General features: G+C 61.8%; 10 protein-coding genes. 2 read left to right on the top strand and 8 right to left on the bottom strand.

Annotated elements, in window-relative coordinates; translation table 11 throughout:
- The 8 genes from ACW73L_RS21710 to ACW73L_RS21675 all read right to left on the bottom strand — a co-directional run.
- On the bottom strand, window positions 1–2008 hold a 2008-nt coding region (locus ACW73L_RS21710), incomplete at its 3' end, for a hypothetical protein (protein ID WP_498924633.1).
- Between the two features lie 298 nt (window positions 2009–2306).
- Window positions 2307–5432, bottom strand: a complete 3126-nt coding sequence (locus ACW73L_RS21705; RefSeq protein ID WP_498924632.1) for an efflux RND transporter permease subunit — start codon at window positions 5430–5432, stop codon at window positions 2307–2309.
- A gap of 55 nt (window positions 5433–5487) precedes the next feature.
- Complete coding sequence (locus ACW73L_RS21700) at window positions 5488–6597, bottom strand: efflux RND transporter periplasmic adaptor subunit (RefSeq protein ID WP_498924631.1); 1110 nt, start codon at window positions 6595–6597, stop codon at window positions 5488–5490.
- On the bottom strand, window positions 6594–8102 hold the full coding sequence (locus ACW73L_RS21695; protein WP_498924630.1) for an efflux transporter outer membrane subunit: 1509 nt from the start codon (window positions 8100–8102) through the stop codon (window positions 6594–6596). Before ACW73L_RS21695 ends, ACW73L_RS21700 begins: the two co-directional genes overlap by 4 nt.
- Before the next feature lies 1 nt (window position 8103).
- Window positions 8104–8772 (bottom strand): CerR family C-terminal domain-containing protein, encoded by a 669-nt coding sequence (locus tag ACW73L_RS21690; RefSeq protein WP_498924629.1) that lies wholly within the window; start codon window positions 8770–8772, stop codon window positions 8104–8106.
- Between the two features lie 970 nt (window positions 8773–9742).
- The gene (locus ACW73L_RS21685; protein ID WP_498924628.1) at window positions 9743–10249 is read right to left on the bottom strand and encodes a ribonuclease toxin HepT-like protein; all 507 of its coding nucleotides are present in this window, start codon (window positions 10247–10249) and stop codon (window positions 9743–9745) included.
- Window positions 10236–10619, bottom strand: coding sequence for a nucleotidyltransferase family protein (locus ACW73L_RS21680; RefSeq protein WP_498924627.1), 384 nt, complete (start codon window positions 10617–10619; stop codon window positions 10236–10238). The genes ACW73L_RS21685 and ACW73L_RS21680 overlap by 14 nt, the downstream gene beginning before the upstream one ends.
- 239 nt (window positions 10620–10858) lie before the next feature.
- The gene (locus tag ACW73L_RS21675; RefSeq protein ID WP_498924626.1) at window positions 10859–11578 is read right to left on the bottom strand and encodes a DUF3418 domain-containing protein; all 720 of its coding nucleotides are present in this window, start codon (window positions 11576–11578) and stop codon (window positions 10859–10861) included.
- Window positions 11579–12050: 472 nt separating this feature from the next.
- Between ACW73L_RS21675 and ACW73L_RS21670 the strand changes: the two genes are divergently transcribed.
- Both ACW73L_RS21670 and ACW73L_RS21665 read left to right on the top strand, forming a co-directional pair.
- Complete coding sequence (locus tag ACW73L_RS21670) at window positions 12051–14705, top strand: hypothetical protein (protein ID WP_498924625.1); 2655 nt, start codon at window positions 12051–12053, stop codon at window positions 14703–14705.
- Window positions 14706–14708: 3 nt separating this feature from the next.
- Entirely contained in the window at window positions 14709–15827 is a 1119-nt protein-coding gene (locus ACW73L_RS21665) for a hypothetical protein (RefSeq protein ID WP_498924624.1), read from the top strand.
- The last annotated feature ends 126 nt before the right edge of the window (window positions 15828–15953 follow it).

The following is a 15953-nucleotide window of genomic DNA, read 5'->3' as shown; positions in this document are numbered from 1 at the left end:
ACGACACCGTGTTCGCGATCACCCACGGCGACGACGCCGTCTCGCCGATCGCCTCCGCCAGGGTGGCCGCATCGCCGGCCAATGACAGTGCAGCGAATACCTGACCGATCAGCGGGACCGCTTCGATGGCCTTGTCGGCCAGCTCATCGCCGATGAGGGCGGCGGCGACCTCTCCCCAAAGCGGGCCGTTGGGGAAGGGAGCCAGTATGAGCTTGGGTATGACGGTCGCGATAGGGAGGAGCAGGTTCCAAATATTGTTGGCCGAACCGCCGTTGTTCGACACGTCCACGTAGGTCGCGCCTCCGGCCGCAACGACCGTCGCGAAAGACTCAGCGGCGTTCAACGAGCTCGCCGTCGTGACCAGCGAAACGAAATCCTGCCAGACCAGGTTGCTCTCATTCTCGATGTCGTCGCGGACCGCCTTCCAGGCGACGGTGACGTCGAGGTCGACGATCAACGCAAAACTGGTCAGGGCCAGCGTAAACAGACCGGTCGTCAGCGACGCGAACAGCACCTCGTCCTGTGGCGCGATATGGTCGGGATAGGCATCGGCCGGGAAATACTGCCGCCAGCCGCCGTCGATGCCGCCATTGCCCAAGCCGCAGAACAACAGCCGTGCTTGCGTTGCCTCGGGTGGGAAGTCGAGCGTCACGTTGATGGTGTTGCTGTCCCAGATCGGGACACCCAGCAAGGTGAAGATCTGCGGCAGCAGACCCAGCGACTTGGCGTACTTGGTGTCCGGCCAGGTCGGATTGTCGTTCAGCGACAGGTTGGTTCCGTCCGCCTTCAGATACTGCACGTACACCCAGACCCAGCGCACGTAGTTGTTGTACAGCGTCAGCGGTACCTGGCCCCCCGCATACTCGCCGTTCTTCGCGGTGTACGTGCCGAAGAGCAGCCCGGTGTTCTGGACCTGCGCCTGCACCGCGGCACCGACCCCGGTTGGCGGCGTGTAGGGGGTTGACGTCGGCACAATGCCCTCGGGCTGATGCCAGGTGCTGGTGTTGCCCGGCGTCTCGTCCAGCGGCTGGCTCAAGACCGTGCCGAGATTCCCGGTGTCCCGCACGCCCTGGGCACCCGCGATGATCGCCGCCTGCGCCGTCGACTGGAAGGTCGGATCGTTGCTGAGATGAAGTGTTGTCAAGGGCGTTACCTTGTCACCCACCTTGAACGTGCTTTGTTTGCCGTCGGGGTCAAACACCGGATCCAGCGTCGCGTAGTCCTGCCCCGACTGTTGCATCTGCGCGATCTGCGTCCCGAGTGTCGTCACCTCCGGCGTGCTCGACAGCAACGAACCCGTCACCGCCGCGGTCGGCCCGTCGATGGTTGCCACGTTCGGATGGCAATAGCTCAGGGCGACCGCTGCCCCGTAGGAGTCCACGATCTGGTTCAGGTCCACCACCTCTTGCGCCGAAATCAGGCGCGAGGTCCGGATCCCCAATGCGCGCAACCGCTCCACGGACCCCGACACCGAGCCGAAGTGACCGTCCAGGGCATACGCCGCCTGCGCCAGCGCCCGCACCGCCGGCCGCGGGGCATGAAACCCTTGCGCCGCCACCACCGACTGCGCCCCGCGCCGCCCATGCACCGACAACAAAACCGCGCGCCGCGGCGGCACCACCACCTTGGCGTAATGCGTCAAGCGCTGACGATCCAGCCGCTTCCACACACCGCCCCACGCCGCCAGCGCGCGCCGGGTGCCCCGCGTGTGCGGCGTCAAAGCTACCTTGACCCCGTTCACCACCACATGAAGGTCTTCCAGTGACGCCGCCGACCCCAGCGCGAAATGAAAGCGCCGCAGCACCCCGCCGCGCGCTTGCGTCGCCGACGACTCGACGTCTTCGCCCTCCTCCGGACGTTCTTCCGCCCACGCCGGCACACTGCGCAACACCACGGCCGCCGTCGCCGCATTTACGCCCAGTTTCAGCAGCCAGCGACGACCCACCGGCGTTCGCAGCAGCGCTTCCAGGGTCTGGCTCACCTCATCGTGCCGCTCTTCCGATCCCATACCGACTCTCCCACCACATCTTTGAACTTGCGAGGCATGTAAATCGCACGTCATCGATCAGACGATCGGCGGAAGACTCGGTCGATCGGCCATTCAGCGATATACGTAGGGGTTCCCCCTAGGGCGGTGAGATTGCTTCCATCGCACCCTGACTGTCAATGACCACGACCAGACCGTGAGCGAATGCCGCGTTTCCGGCTTTAACCATGGGAATACAAGGGTTTAAGCCTCGAACGATCGAGGTTCGGCAAAGCCGCGCGAAGCAGCGGCCGGACTTTCAGGTCCGGCCGGCAGGAGGCTATGAGGTCCCTTTCTCGGGTTCGGCGTGCTTGAGGGCGATTGTCGGCTCGGTCCTTGCGCCCCGCGTCCACACCCACGTCAGCAGCCGTTTGAGATCGTCGAGATAGGTAAAGGCTGCGGGGATCACCAACAGGCTCAGCAGAGTCGACGTGACCAATCCGCCGATCACCGCGGTGGCCATGGGGCTCCGGAACGAGGGGTCGGCCGCGCCGGTGCCCAAGGCAATGGGCAGCATGCCGGCGCCCATGGCGATGGTGGTCATGATCACGGGGCGGGCGCGCTTGTGGCAGGCATCCAGCAGGGCCTCCGGGCGGCTCAGGCCATGTTCGCGGCGCGCCACGATCGCATACTCGACCAGTAGAATCGAGTTCTTGACGGCGATGCCCATCAGCATCACCAAACCGATCAGCGAGGGCATGGAGAAGGCCTTGCCGGCGACCAGCAGCGCCACGAAGCCGCCACCGAACGACAGCGGCAGAGCAACCAGGATCGTGATGGGCTGAATGAAGTCCTTGAACAGCAGCACCAGCACGATATAGATGCACAGCACACCGGTGAGCATGGCCAGGCCAAAGCTGCCGAACAGTTCGGCCATCATTTCGGCGTCGCCGATGTTCACCTGCTTCACGCCGGGCGGCAGGGCCAGCATGCTGGGCAGTTTTTCCACCGCCGCGGTGACTTCGCCCAGCGGCGTGCCGGACAGTTCGATCTCGAAGTTGATGTTGCGGGAACGGTCGTAGCGGTCGATCACGGCGGGTCCGCTGGACAACTCCAACCGGGCCACCTGGCCCACCATGACCGGACCGACGCCGGGCTTGCTTGACGGCACGGCCAGGCGCTCGAGCAAGGCCAGGTCCTTGCGCGCATCGGCCGTGAGTCTGACGACCACCGGCACCTGTCTCTGGGCGAGACTGAGCTTGGGCAGCGACCAGTCGTAATCGCCTACCGTCGCGATGCGCAGGGTTTCGGCGATCGCTGTGGACGTCACGCCCAGGTCCGCCGCCCGCGCGAAATCGGGTCGGACGGCGATCTCAGGTCGGACCAGCGCCGCGCTGGACGCAATGCTGCCGAGGCCGGGAATCGTCCGCAAATCCTTCTCGACCGCCCGGGCGGCGGTGGCCAACGCGGCCGGATCGTCACCGCTCAACACCAGCACGTATTTCTCGCCTGAACCGCCGAGTCCCACCTTGGTCCGGACGCCGGGGAGGTTTTGCAGCGCCTGTCGGATGTCGTGCTCGATGACCTGCTTCTTGACCGGCCGTTCGTCGCGCCGGGCCAGCGTCAGGGTCAGCGTGGCCTTGCGCACCTCGCCCCCCGACTGCGTCGCCATCGGATCGCTGCCGGCGCTGCCGGCGCCGATGGTCGTGTAGACACTCTGGACATACGGGATATCTGCCACCAGCGCACGGGCCTTTTCGGCAGATTCACGCGTCTGGGCCAGGGTCGCGCCGGGCGGCAGTTCCACGAAGATCTGGGTCTGCGGATTGTCGTCGGGCGGAATGAAGCCGGTCGGCAGCAAGGGAATCAGCATCAGCGAGCCGATGAAAAAGCCCAGCGCGCCGATCAAGGTCAGCAATCGATGGCGGAGACTCCAGGCTGCCACGCGCAGATAAGTTCGCATCAGCCAGCCGTCCGTGCTGTCCTTGTGACCGGTGTCCTTCAGCAGGTAGGCGCACATCATCGGCGTCAGCATGCGCGCGACGACCAGCGACGCGAATACGGCCAGCGCGGCCGTCCAGCCGAACTGCTTGAAGAAACGGCCCACGACACCGCTCATGAAGGCCGTCGGCAGGAACACCGCGATCAGCGCGAACGTCGTCGCGACGACCGCCAGCCCGATTTCGTCGGCGGCTTCCATTGCGGCCTGATAGGGCGTCTTGCCCATGCGCAGATGGCGGACGATGTTTTCGACCTCGACGATCGCATCGTCAACGAGAATGCCGATGACCAGGGACAAGGCCAGCAGCGACACCACGTTAAGCGAGAAGCCGAACAAGTACATGCCGATGAAGGTCGGAATCGCCGACAGCGGCAGTGCGACGGCGGAGATCAGCGTCGCCCGCCAGTCGCGCAGAAACAGCCAGACCACCAGGACCGCCAGCAAGGCGCCCTCGTACAGCAGCGTCATCGAGCCCTGGAATTCCTCCTCGACCGGCGTCACGAAGTTGAAGGCCTCGGTAAACTCCAGGTCGGGATTCGCGGCACGCAGTTCCTCGAGCACACTTTTGACGCCCGCGCCGACCTCCACTTCGCTCGCGCCGCGGCTGCGCGTGACTTCGAAGCCGACCACCGGCGTGCCATTGAGCAGGGCCAGCGCGCGGGGTTCGGCCACCGTGTCGGTGATCGTCGCGAGGCGGTCCAGCCGAATGCGCCGCCCGTCGGACAGCGCAATCTCCATGTTCCGCAATTCTTCCGCGGACGCGACGTTGCCCAGCGTGCGCACCGGCTGTTCGCCGCTGCCGAGGTCGGTGCGACCGCCGGCGCTTTCCCGCTGCACCTGCCGCAACTGCCGGGAGATGTCGGCGGCGGTCGCGCCCAGGGCTTGCAGCTTGATGGGATCGAGGGCAACGGCGATCTCGCGGCTGACGCCGCCGACCCGGTTGACCGCGCCGACACCGCGCACGGCCAGCAGACGCTTCGTCACGGTATCGTCCACGAACCAGGACAGCGCTTCCTCGTCGCGGCGGGCGGAGGCGACCGTGAAAGCCTGGATCGGCGACTGCGCCAGATCGAGCTTGGTGACGATGGGGTCGCGGAGGTCGCCGGGCAGGTCGGCCCGCACCTTGGAGACGGCCGAGCGCGTGTCGTCCAGCGCTTCTTCCAGGGGCTTTTCCAGGCGGAACTCGATCGTGATCGTGACGCTGCCGTCCTGCACCTTGGTCGTCATGTGCTTGAGACCCTGCAGCGTCGAGACGGCGTTCTCCAACTTGCGGGCCACTTCGGTCTCGAGCTGCGGCGGCGAAGCGCCGGGCAGACTGGCACTGACCGTGACCGTGGGGAAGTCCAGGTCCGGAAAGTTCTGCACCTTCATGGCCATGAAGCTCGCCAGACCACCGAAGGTCAGCAGCACGAACAGCATGACCGCCGGGATCGGGTTGCGGATGGAGGCGGAGGAGACGTTCATGCCGCCCCCCCACTCCGTCCATGACTACGGCATGAACCAACGGCCGCGTGCGGCTTCATGGCACCACCTTGACGATGTCGCCATCGGCCAGGAAGGACACGCCGCTCGCAACCACCCGGTCCGCCGGGGCGAGCCCCGACAGGATTTCGATGCGGTCGCCCGCGCGCCGTCCGGGCTGCACCTTCACCTGTCGGACCCGGGCCTGACCGCCGCTTTCGTCATGCACGGAAAAGACGTAGCTGAAGCCCTCGCGCAGAGAAAGGGCCGTCTGCGGCACGGTCAGGGCCGGCTGGGCGCCCAGCTGAAATTCGCCGTGAGCGAACATCCCGGGCCGCAGGCCGGCGCGGCCGGCATCCGGCAGATCGACATAGACCAGTCCGTTGCGGCTCTGATCGTCCAGTACCGGCCCCACCATCCGCACTTTGCCGGTCACTTTCGCGGCGCCGGGAACCTCCACGGTCGCAGCGACCCCGGGCTTAAGCCGCATCAACTCGACACCCGTCAGCTCGGCCCGCCATTCCAGCCGGTTCTGGCGAATCAGGCGAAACAGTTCCTGCCCCTCCGCGGCCACGGCACCCAGCGTCGCAGTGCGACTGGAAATCACGCCGTCGTCACTGGCGAGGACCTTTACATGCCGCAGCCGGAGCAACTGCTGATCGAGTTGGGCTTTCGCGGAGCGCATCCGCGCTTCCGCGGTCTTGGCGGCGGTCCGGTACTGACCGGCCTGCAGGGCGCTCAGGGCCCCGGAGTCCGTGACCTGATCGACCCGCTCGGCGTTAAGCTTTGCCTCGGCGAGATTGGCCTCCGCTTCGGCCAGTGCAGCCCGCGACTGGGTCACGTCGGCCACGACCTTCTCGTCATCAAAGATGGCCAGCACCTGCCCCTTTTTTACCGAATCTCCCACCTGCGCATTGATCGCCGCGAGCCTCAGCCCACCGACCTCGGCGCCGATAATGGCCTCCTGCCAGGCGGCAATGGAACCGTTGGCCGCGAGATTCAGGGCCAGATCGCTGGACTCGGGACGAACAATCGAGACGCTGAGGGCCGGGCGAGCTTCGCTGACTGCGGCCGGCGCCGCCGCGGGGTTGCCGCGACCAACGGTAACGCCGAGCGCCAGCAGCAGGACGGCGAGCAAGACTATCAGGACGATCGACTGTCGTTTCATGGGTTTACTGTAAACAGATCGCGGAACGCAGAATCTTTGACACCGGTCGGCAAACGACCCTCGTCAGCGGGTTTGGACTCGCTGCCGTCATCCCAGCTCCCGCCGGCCGCGCGGTAAAGGGCTATCCAGGCCGACGACGACTCCTGCCGGAGTTCGGCCACGCTGCGCTCGGCCACCAACGCCTGACGGCGCGAAGCCTCGGCATCGATCAAGCTGCCGAAGCCAGCCTGGTACAACTCGCGCATCGCCCGGAAGTTCGCACGGTAACCATCGGCTGCCGCGGTGGCTTTGGGCAAACGGTCCTCGGCATTCTTCAGACGCACCAGTGCCTCTTCGACTTCCTTGGCCGCGGTTCGCACGATCGCGCGGAACCGCGAAGCCGCGGCCTCGTAGCGCGCCCGTGCCGCTTCCACGTCGGCGGCCCGTTTGCCGGCATCGAAAAGCGGCAGGTTCAGTGTCGGACCGACCGCCCAGGTGTTGGCCAGAAACAGATCCGCGGCACTCAGGCTCTGGATCTGCGGGGTGATGTTCCCCGACAGGCTGAGCCGCGGATAGCGCTTGGCCTCTTCGATGCCGATGGTGGCGCTGGCCTCGGCCACTTCCCGTTCGGCGGCGGCCACGTCGGGGCGCTGCATCAGCACCTTGGCCGGGAGACCACTGAGATGAAACGGCGGGGGCTCCGGCAGCTTTGCCACGCGCTCCGGGTTGCCGGTCAGCCGGTGACGGACCTCGACTTCGCTAAGCGCGGTCAGCGCGACCAGACCCTTGACGGCTCGGTCGCACAAGCCCTTTTGGCGCATGACGATCTCCTGGCCGTCCGCGGCGCTGGCATCGGCCAGGGCGACGTCCGCGGGCGCCCGGAACCCGGCCTTCCCGACGATGTCCGTCAGGCGCGCCGTCTCGGTTCGCGACGCGGCATCCGCCTCGGCGATTTGCACGAGCACCTCGCACTGCCGGTAATTCAGGTAGGCATTGGCAACCTCGACGGCCACCGCCACGCGGGCGTCATGCCACGCGGCATGCCGTGCGTCGAGCTGACGCTGCGCCGCTTCCCGCTGCCGCGCGACACTGCCGAACAAGTCCACCTCCCAGTTCGACTGCAGCCCGAATTGGTAACGCGTCCACTGGAACGGCGGACCGCCGAAGGTTACCTCGGCAAAGTTGGCGTCCGCCTGCCCGTCGAGGCTGGGCAGGCCCGCTCCGATCGCACCGACCATACCGGCCCGGGCCTGTTCGATCCGGGAACGGGCGTCGGCCACCGAGGCACTCTCCCGTTGCGCAGCGGTCAGGAAGCGGGTCAGCACCGGATCATTGAAACGATCCCACCAGCGCTTCAACTCCGCCGGATTGCCGCGATGCGCGATGGGGACGTCGGGTTGTGCCGCTTGCCAACGCTTGACGGAGGTCGCCGCGGCGGGCTGGTAAGCCGGGCCCACGGTCGCAATCAGGCCGCCGCCACATCCCGATAGCAGCGACAGCAGGACCGTCAGGCACCTGCGGGCCATATCACTGTGCGCCACGATCCCCCTGCCCTGCGCGGCGCCGCGCCTCGCCTTCGATCATGGACCACGCATAATCCGCCAGGCGTTCGCCCAGCACATCGACGTCCTGCGCGGAACCGAGCATCTCAGGGGCCACATTCGACACCACGTCCAGCCCGACGTAGAAGTGCACGGCCATGCCGATGATGGAGAACGCCAGCCGATGGACGTCGATGTCGACACCGGGCAGTCCCAGATACCGGGTCAACATCGCGACGAGCGCATCGTGCTGCGGCTTGATCTCGGCATCGATCGCTTCCTGCCACGCTCCGGTCGGCTCGATCATCTCGCGGAAATGGAGCTTCATCACGAGCCGGGTTTCCTCACCCCGCTTCAGCGGTTCCAGGAAATCGCGGAACAGCAGCTTCAGCGCTTCCGGCATCGCCAGTTCCGCGTAAGCTCCGAGATTTGCCCCGCAGGGCGTGTCGCCCATCGGCTCGGTGAACGCGGCCCGGTACAGGCCCGCCTTGTCGCCGAAGTAGTAGCGGATGGCCGAGATGTTGGCGCCGGCCAGCTCGCAGATCTCGCGGGTCGTCGCCCCTTCGTAGCCCTTTTCGGCGAACAGCCGCAGGGCGGCCATCACCAGTCGGCTGCGCGCATCCTGGCCATCCATGACGTCATCGGTATCTTTCAAGAGCTGACCTCGCAGCGTTTTGGCATCGTCAAAACCAGTCAATCAAACGATTGAATGCGATTGTCTTAATCAATCGATTGATTGTCAAGCGCGGCGAATGACATCGCGCCGATCGGCGACTTGCAGAGGCGCAACGGGTCTTCGGGCAGGAAGAACGAACGGCTGGACAGCACCAGTGGTCCGCTGGCGCGGCCCGCAACTTTTGCCCGCCGTTCAGTCTGACCGGCGATCAGCAGGCGGGTTGGAGGGTCATCCGTCCGGCAGGTTCAGCCCCGGCCACTGGCCGGACGGCGGATCGGAACACTCCGCCCCGAAGCTCCTCCGCGATCGATCGATCCGTCAGCGGATAGCCGCAGCTGTGTCGTTTGGCGAGACGGACTGAGCGGTTTCAAGCAAAGGGAATAGCACGGCTGGAGATCAAGCGGCCGCAGGAAATCACGGCGAACGGTTGAAGCCGGGTGTCCCGGGCCATTGGTTCACCGCGGGCACGCTTTATGCCGCATGCAGATCGGTGAGCGGAACGTCGATGTCCGCCACCCGGTGGCGTTCAATACAGGCTTTCAACGGAGTTGGACATGGAACTGGACATCAAGAACATCAAGAGCTTGATTTATGCAGTCGGCATTACCCTGGTGGCTTATCTGGCCGCGGTCGGCATCGTCAAGGCGATGTAAGCGCTCGCATCCCGCCCCGGATACCAGACGCCGAAAGCGATATCCGGGGCCCCCCTTGCCGTGGCACTGCCAAGGCAGCCCGTCAGTCAATTGCGCTCAACACAACGAGTTGCGTGGGCAACGCACCGCGCAGAGTGCTCCACGCCTCCGTTCCGTGTAATCCGGGAAAATCTCAAAGTAGCCGAGAAAACGCCGAGCTGGGGAAGGCATCACACCCCATGCCCACCCTAGGTACCGAGCCAGTCGCCACCTGGGGAATGCGGCACGTCCGCCATTGAATTCAGGCCGCGCGGGACTCAGGGCTGTTCCAAATGCACCGCCAAATCCCTAAGCCAGGCGATGAAACGCGCCACCTCAGCTTGCGCCGCAGTCCAGGTATCCGGGTACTGCATCGCCAAGGCATCCAGCCGTTCCGGATCGAGTTCGAACCCGTACAGATGACGCACGATATGGCGGAACCCGAGAAATTCGCGCAGGCGTACCGCCGTCGCAGAAGAGACGACCGCCGGGCGACCCTCGCGCGCCTGGGCCATCCGGTCGAGCAGCCGCTTATGCCAATCGGCCCCGGACGGCAATCCGCCATTCAGTTCCACCGCAACCAACTGCAGGATTCTCTCCACACCGCCGTAGAAGTTGTGCAGTTTGAGCGCCAGGCTCTCGCGAAACAATGGCGCACGCTCCAGGTCGCGACGTATCTCGGCTCGCACATGGGCGATGGCAGGCGCCAGCTCCGCGAGGCGCTCCAACTCCATCGTCAGGTCAGCGGCCAGCTCGCGGAGGGCTGCGGGATCAATCGGTCGCATCGACCTCGCATCCCGTTGCCAGCACCCGTTCGCGAAAATGCGGACTTAGACTCTCCAGGGGCTTTAAGTCGACGGTACGGTCCGTCAGGCCATTCGCCATTGCCAGGGCCGCAAAGAAGCGTTCTGCATCCAGCCCCTCGACTGCGAGGTCGAGGTCGGAGTGCTCGGTGAACCGGCCGCGCACGAGTGAACCGAACACGATCACGCGCGTCGCGCCGAACTGATCGCGCAGTACCCCCGCGATGCGCCTGACTTCCTCCCAGGCCACCCGTTCCATTTCCTGCCGTTGGCGTGCGTGAGCCGACAGCGCGCGCCGCCAGTATTCGAGCTGGCTCGGCGACACCTCGGATGGATTGGAGGGGTGGCTCATCATGAAAGGCAAGGAGCGATAGGGGTTTGGGATCGATCTGGGTTAGCGAGGGAAACGCGACGTTGCGACTGCCGTTCTGAGCATGCCCCGCTCGAGTGAGGCTGTCAAACGGCGCACTGCGGCGCATCCCCGGGGCTTGAGCTTTGATTCCTATGGCTTGCCTTCTTCTATCGAGCCGTGTCCGATCGAACCCCGCCGTCAGCGCCGCGCCTTTTCGCGTAATCGCCGGCCAGGGCAGTTCATGATTTGCCCTTGCGGGCGTCCCAGGCTTCCTTCAGCCGCTTGGCCGAGATCGGGTAAGCCGTCTTCAGCATCTGCGCGAACAGCGACACACGGAATTCCTCGAGACTCCAGCGAAACTCGTCGCGTTCGGGCCAGAGACCACGCGGATCAGCCTTGACCCTGGCCCAATACGGGGTCCAGAACGTCAACACCTCGGCCGTCAGCTTCTGGTCACGGGCCGGGTCGCTCTGGGCCTTGTCGAGCCGATGGTCCATCGCCTTCAGGTAACGCGGCAACTCGGTCAACTGGCGGGCCGGCGTCCGCGCGACGAAGCCCCGGAAGATCATCAGGGCCAGTTGTTCGCGCAGGTCCTTGCGGGTGGACTCGGGCAACCGTCCTTCGAGTTTGCGCGCGATCGCGATCCGCTGCGTCAGGACGCTGTCGACCAGACGACTGAGCTTGTCGGCCTCCGTGATCAGTTCGCCGCGGTGCTGGGCCAGCGTCGCATCGAACGCGGCACGGGTCCGGATCGCTCCCGGATCGACGACAAACAGCGCGCCGATGATGCGGTCCAGCAAGTCGTCGCGCAGTTCGCGCGCCGTCGTCAGATCGGCATGGCACAGCGGATGCGCCGGCAATTGCCGGTAGGCCAGTTCGGCCGCGGCGCCGACCACGAGGTTCTTGCGCAGGTATTTGAGTTCCTTGTTCAGGCTCAGGCGGAACAGCCGGTAGGTCATCGGAATTCTTGGACGCTGACCGGGTATCAACCCAACGGCAGCAAAACTCGCCTTGCTCCCTTGGAAACGCACGGACGTACTGGGACGAAATGACACTAGTTCCGAAAAGTCAATACTCCTTTCGTAGTGCTACTTCAGGCCCATAGCTGTGTTGCGGATCCTTCCTTAACCTGGAGCGAAGCCTCAGACGGACGTCCGCGACCTTGAACCTCGTGCGTTCATGCGGTCTACCGTATCGCTGGTGACCCCACGATGAGACCGCCAAACCGGTTAGTGACTCCGGAGCAGCCTATTGACGCAACAGAATTCCTCCGCCCCCGCACCGGGTCTCAGCCAATATGCCAGGCCGGTGCTCCTATTACTGCTCGCGGGATTGACAATCAGCAATCTTGCCCAGCTATCTGGGCGACGTCCCCCGCCGGAAAGGGAGCGAGCGCAAGGTGCCGGGATCGAGCTCGACTCCCGGCTTTGGATGGATCCACTGGAAGCCCCAAGTTACGACTTGAAGCAAGGCGGTCCTCACGCAACGAACATCTCAGACTTCGGTGGGCAAATCGCGAATGCTTTATGTGGCGATAAGCTCCAGCATTGTAGCCAGGACCAAAAGGAGTCAAAGACGCTTCGCGTGCTGGCTGTATTCGTGAGAGGGGGTCCATATGCCGAGGCCATTGAAGAGAGACGCAGAGCGCGCTATGCGCTTATCTCTGGATTAGCCGTATCAAACTATGAACCGGAGGATGCCGAACACATCCGCTACCTTAACTTCTCAGGCCAATGGAAGTATTTCGATCCCCCGATTCCTCGCGTCGCGTCTCAATCGGAACGTAAGCTACCCGATATCATCCCTTACGAGTGGTTCAAGAGAGAGAAGGAATCAATGGATTCCATGACGCGAGACCCCTTATTGGTTATCTGGCTCGATGAAAGCGCACTTGGTCGTACACCACTCAAGAAATTACGGACCTTGAGAAACCTCTTCACCTACACGACGATGCAGTCGGTCTACGAAAGCAGTTTGCCCGACCTCGATCGTCCTGTCGACCCTCCCGGAAGGCCTTCAACTGACAAACCGCATGCGAAGGCATGTGTCCGTGGATACGGTGAAGGTAGCGATATCACACTAATGAATAGGAAGATTCTAGAAATCCTCTTTCCGCGTTGCGGACGACTGGATGAACGCATTTCCGAGCTTGAAATGACTAAGGGTGAAAAGGATGTCGTTGAAGAGGCGGCTGCCAAAGCAGACCGTTTAAAGCGGATCAGAGAAGTCGTCCACAAATTATCAGATCGCCCCGTACAAGACTGCGCGGAATTTCTTGGAGTGGCCATTCCAAATTACGATAGCGAAAGGCGTACAAAGGACATTAGTAACGTTTGCAAAGCTTTGGTAGATACCACTTTGCGAGAACTGGAATCACCGACTTTTGACTGGACCACAGCCCTAGCTCCGAGCCCGGCACTCCAGATACTTGGGAGGTACACCTACGATGTGTTAAAAACTTTTGGCGAGAAACTAAAGAACACAGATCGTTCAGGTGGAAATACGGACAACGCCTGCCCCGAGACAGCCTTTCCTGCCGCCCTTGCGCCTCCTGACATAGATTTCAGAGTACTCGGGCCCTCGTCCTCGGACACCCTAGAAGGAATGCGCCAAGAAGCCCTGGAGGCTTTGCCTACAAGTGAAGATAGCGATAAGATCAATGCCAAAAGCCATGACCTAAAAGACCCAAGTTTAGGTTCGAACAAAAAACCCGCATCGAGCTACTTCCCATTCAAGATTTTCTCCCCGCAGGCTTCGGCCGAAAAATTACTGGAACAGTCTGACCAGAAAGGCGGGAGCGCTGCGAAAGCTTTCAGCACTGTTGGCATCGAATTCAATACAACAGCCCTGTCCGACACGCACCTTGCTAAGGCACTACGAGCTGAGCTCGACTTGCGTGGCTATATTCCAAGCAGGCATTTCATCGCCTTTGTCGGCGAATGGGATACCTTTTATGGTCGAGCGCTGAAAGAAACATTTTCGAAGGAGTTTTTCGGAGGCAAGCTCTCGGACCGGCTTTTTTACAGTTATCTCCGCGGCCTTGACGGCGAAGGGCGTACGAACGGAAAGTACTCGCGAAAAGCTTCAAACGGCAATGGTAAGGGAGCTGATACCTTTAACGAAAAAGCCGACTTCTTTCGCGCCACAACCGAGGATCAGTCACTGGGTGATGACCAGATCGATTTCCTGCGCCGCATTGCCGATGATATTGCAGTCCATGACCAAGAACTGCAAGCCAAAGAGGGGCGATCCATCTGGGCAATTGGGCTGATCGGAACGGATGTCTACGACAAGATCCTTATCATGGAGGCCTTACGATCGCGCTTTCCGCAAGCCCTGTTTTTCACCACGGAACTAGACGCGCGCTATTCCGACAATGGCGCACAGGGGGGCAAGACTCGTAACCTGCTGGTCGCCTCTAGCTATGGTTTGGAACTGGACCAAGTATGTCAGCAATTTGTTCCGGCGTTTCGCGGCTGGGCGCAGACCTCGCTATTCCTCGCAACACAGCTAGCGGTGGGCGGACCATGTGCCTGGGTTAAAAATTCCACTTTTCGATATCCATCTAGAGTTTTTCAACCTCATAAGAAGGTAAACCTATTCGAAATCGGCCGGACAAGACCGATCATCCTCGAACAGAAAAGTAGCGACCCTATAGATAACTCCGGCTCAATCTGCGAAAAGGTGGCAAGCCGCCAATTGACGGTTCCTACTGACGGACAAGGTCAGTCCTCGGCACAACTATCTACTGGATATCTCGACCCCCCTGGTTGGCCGATCGGCCACGGAGACGTTTCCGTTTTTGTGAAACCCTTGGCTGCGTTTCTCATTTATTTAGCTATATGCTTATTCGTCTGGAGTATCGGAGTAGGCTTAAAGAAGATCGCACTTGCAAGTGTTGCTGCGTTATTTTTCATTACTTTAACGGCATCCCTCGAAGCGGTTACCCTAATTTCGGCCGAGCCTTTTGTCTGGCTTGAGGGCGTGAGCATTTGGCCAACCGAATTCCTACGTTTGGCTGCGTTTTTCCTAATGGTCCTAGTCTTGCGATGCAAGCAGCCTTCGCGCAACATTTTCGAAGAGTGAGAGATGCAAGCCAGAGACCCCTTCGACACATCCCACAGACTTAAAATGTTCCTCACGGACCTGCCATTCCTTTGCTTATTTTATTTTATATTAACCCTATACACAATAGAGATTCGCAACGCGCGCGCCGAAGCCACGATCAATGAAGCCGTCAAAGAAAGAGCTTTTTTAATTTGTTCATGGGTTTTTCTCGTGAGTTTATTTGTGAGCGGTCTTACGGCAGACTCCAAGTCAATATGGCTTGCGCTGCTAGCCACCCTCCTTTTCTTGGCAATAGTATTGCAATTAGGCGTCAACGGGATAGAATCTCGCCTTTCTCGAGAACCATTGATCTGCAAAAAAATAAGGCACAACCAACGATTTCTTTGGAGCAAGAGCGCACAGGAATTGTCCCGACAGCAATGCAACGGGCGAACAGTGGTTTACGCCTTTACTCTTGCGGCCCTGGCGGTCGGCCTTACGCTCACTCTAGGTTTACCATCTGTTCCCTATAGAGGCGATTTAAGTAAGGTAGTTGATTCGATCGTCTTGGCGCTCGTAGTCTCTACGTTCCTCTTCCTGGTGGGGCGAGTGCTGGCGGAGGGATTACTGGTCTACGCATGGATTTCCAATGCAAAAACGACTTTCGAGCTTAATCGGGGGAGTGAAAAGCCGTGGACCGAGGAACATTTGAGGGAACTCGTGGAGCAGAGTGGGGCTGTCACCGGAGAATGGAGCGGACAGGTCATCCTGCCATTTGTGGTTGCAGCGCTCTTGATTTTTTCGAGATCCTGGATCTTCGATAACTGGGTTACGGGGCCGGGCCTGGGTGCCGTATTCGCGGTCAACATCGGTGTGGTCTGGGCCTGTTGGTACCGCGTCAAAGGGCAAGCAGACGGATTAAAGAATTTGGTGATTGACGAACTTAGCGATCGGGTTTCGAACGCGCAGAGCGCTGACGCAACAGGCGGCAGATCCAGTGGCGACGCTGCCGAAGATGCGCTCTCACGGGTGAAGCACTACCACATGGGTGCATATGGATCCATTTGGACGAATCCTATCTTCGAAGGCCTGCTAATCTATTTCTCCGGCGGCAGTCTTCAGTTGGCGCTCCCAGACCTCTTGGACAAGTTCGGGCGCTAACTCCGATGGCCTGGAATAATTATTTTGGCGTGACCTCTTGCGTGGCTTCCCTAACAGGCTGGTGAAAAACTCCGAAGGCGTTGTGTGGCGGGGGCTCCGGCGTTCTGGACGGGGTAAAATACGGTA

This window comes from Methylolobus aquaticus (assembly GCF_054172105.1).
This window is presented reverse-complemented; position numbering and strand designations above follow the sequence as displayed.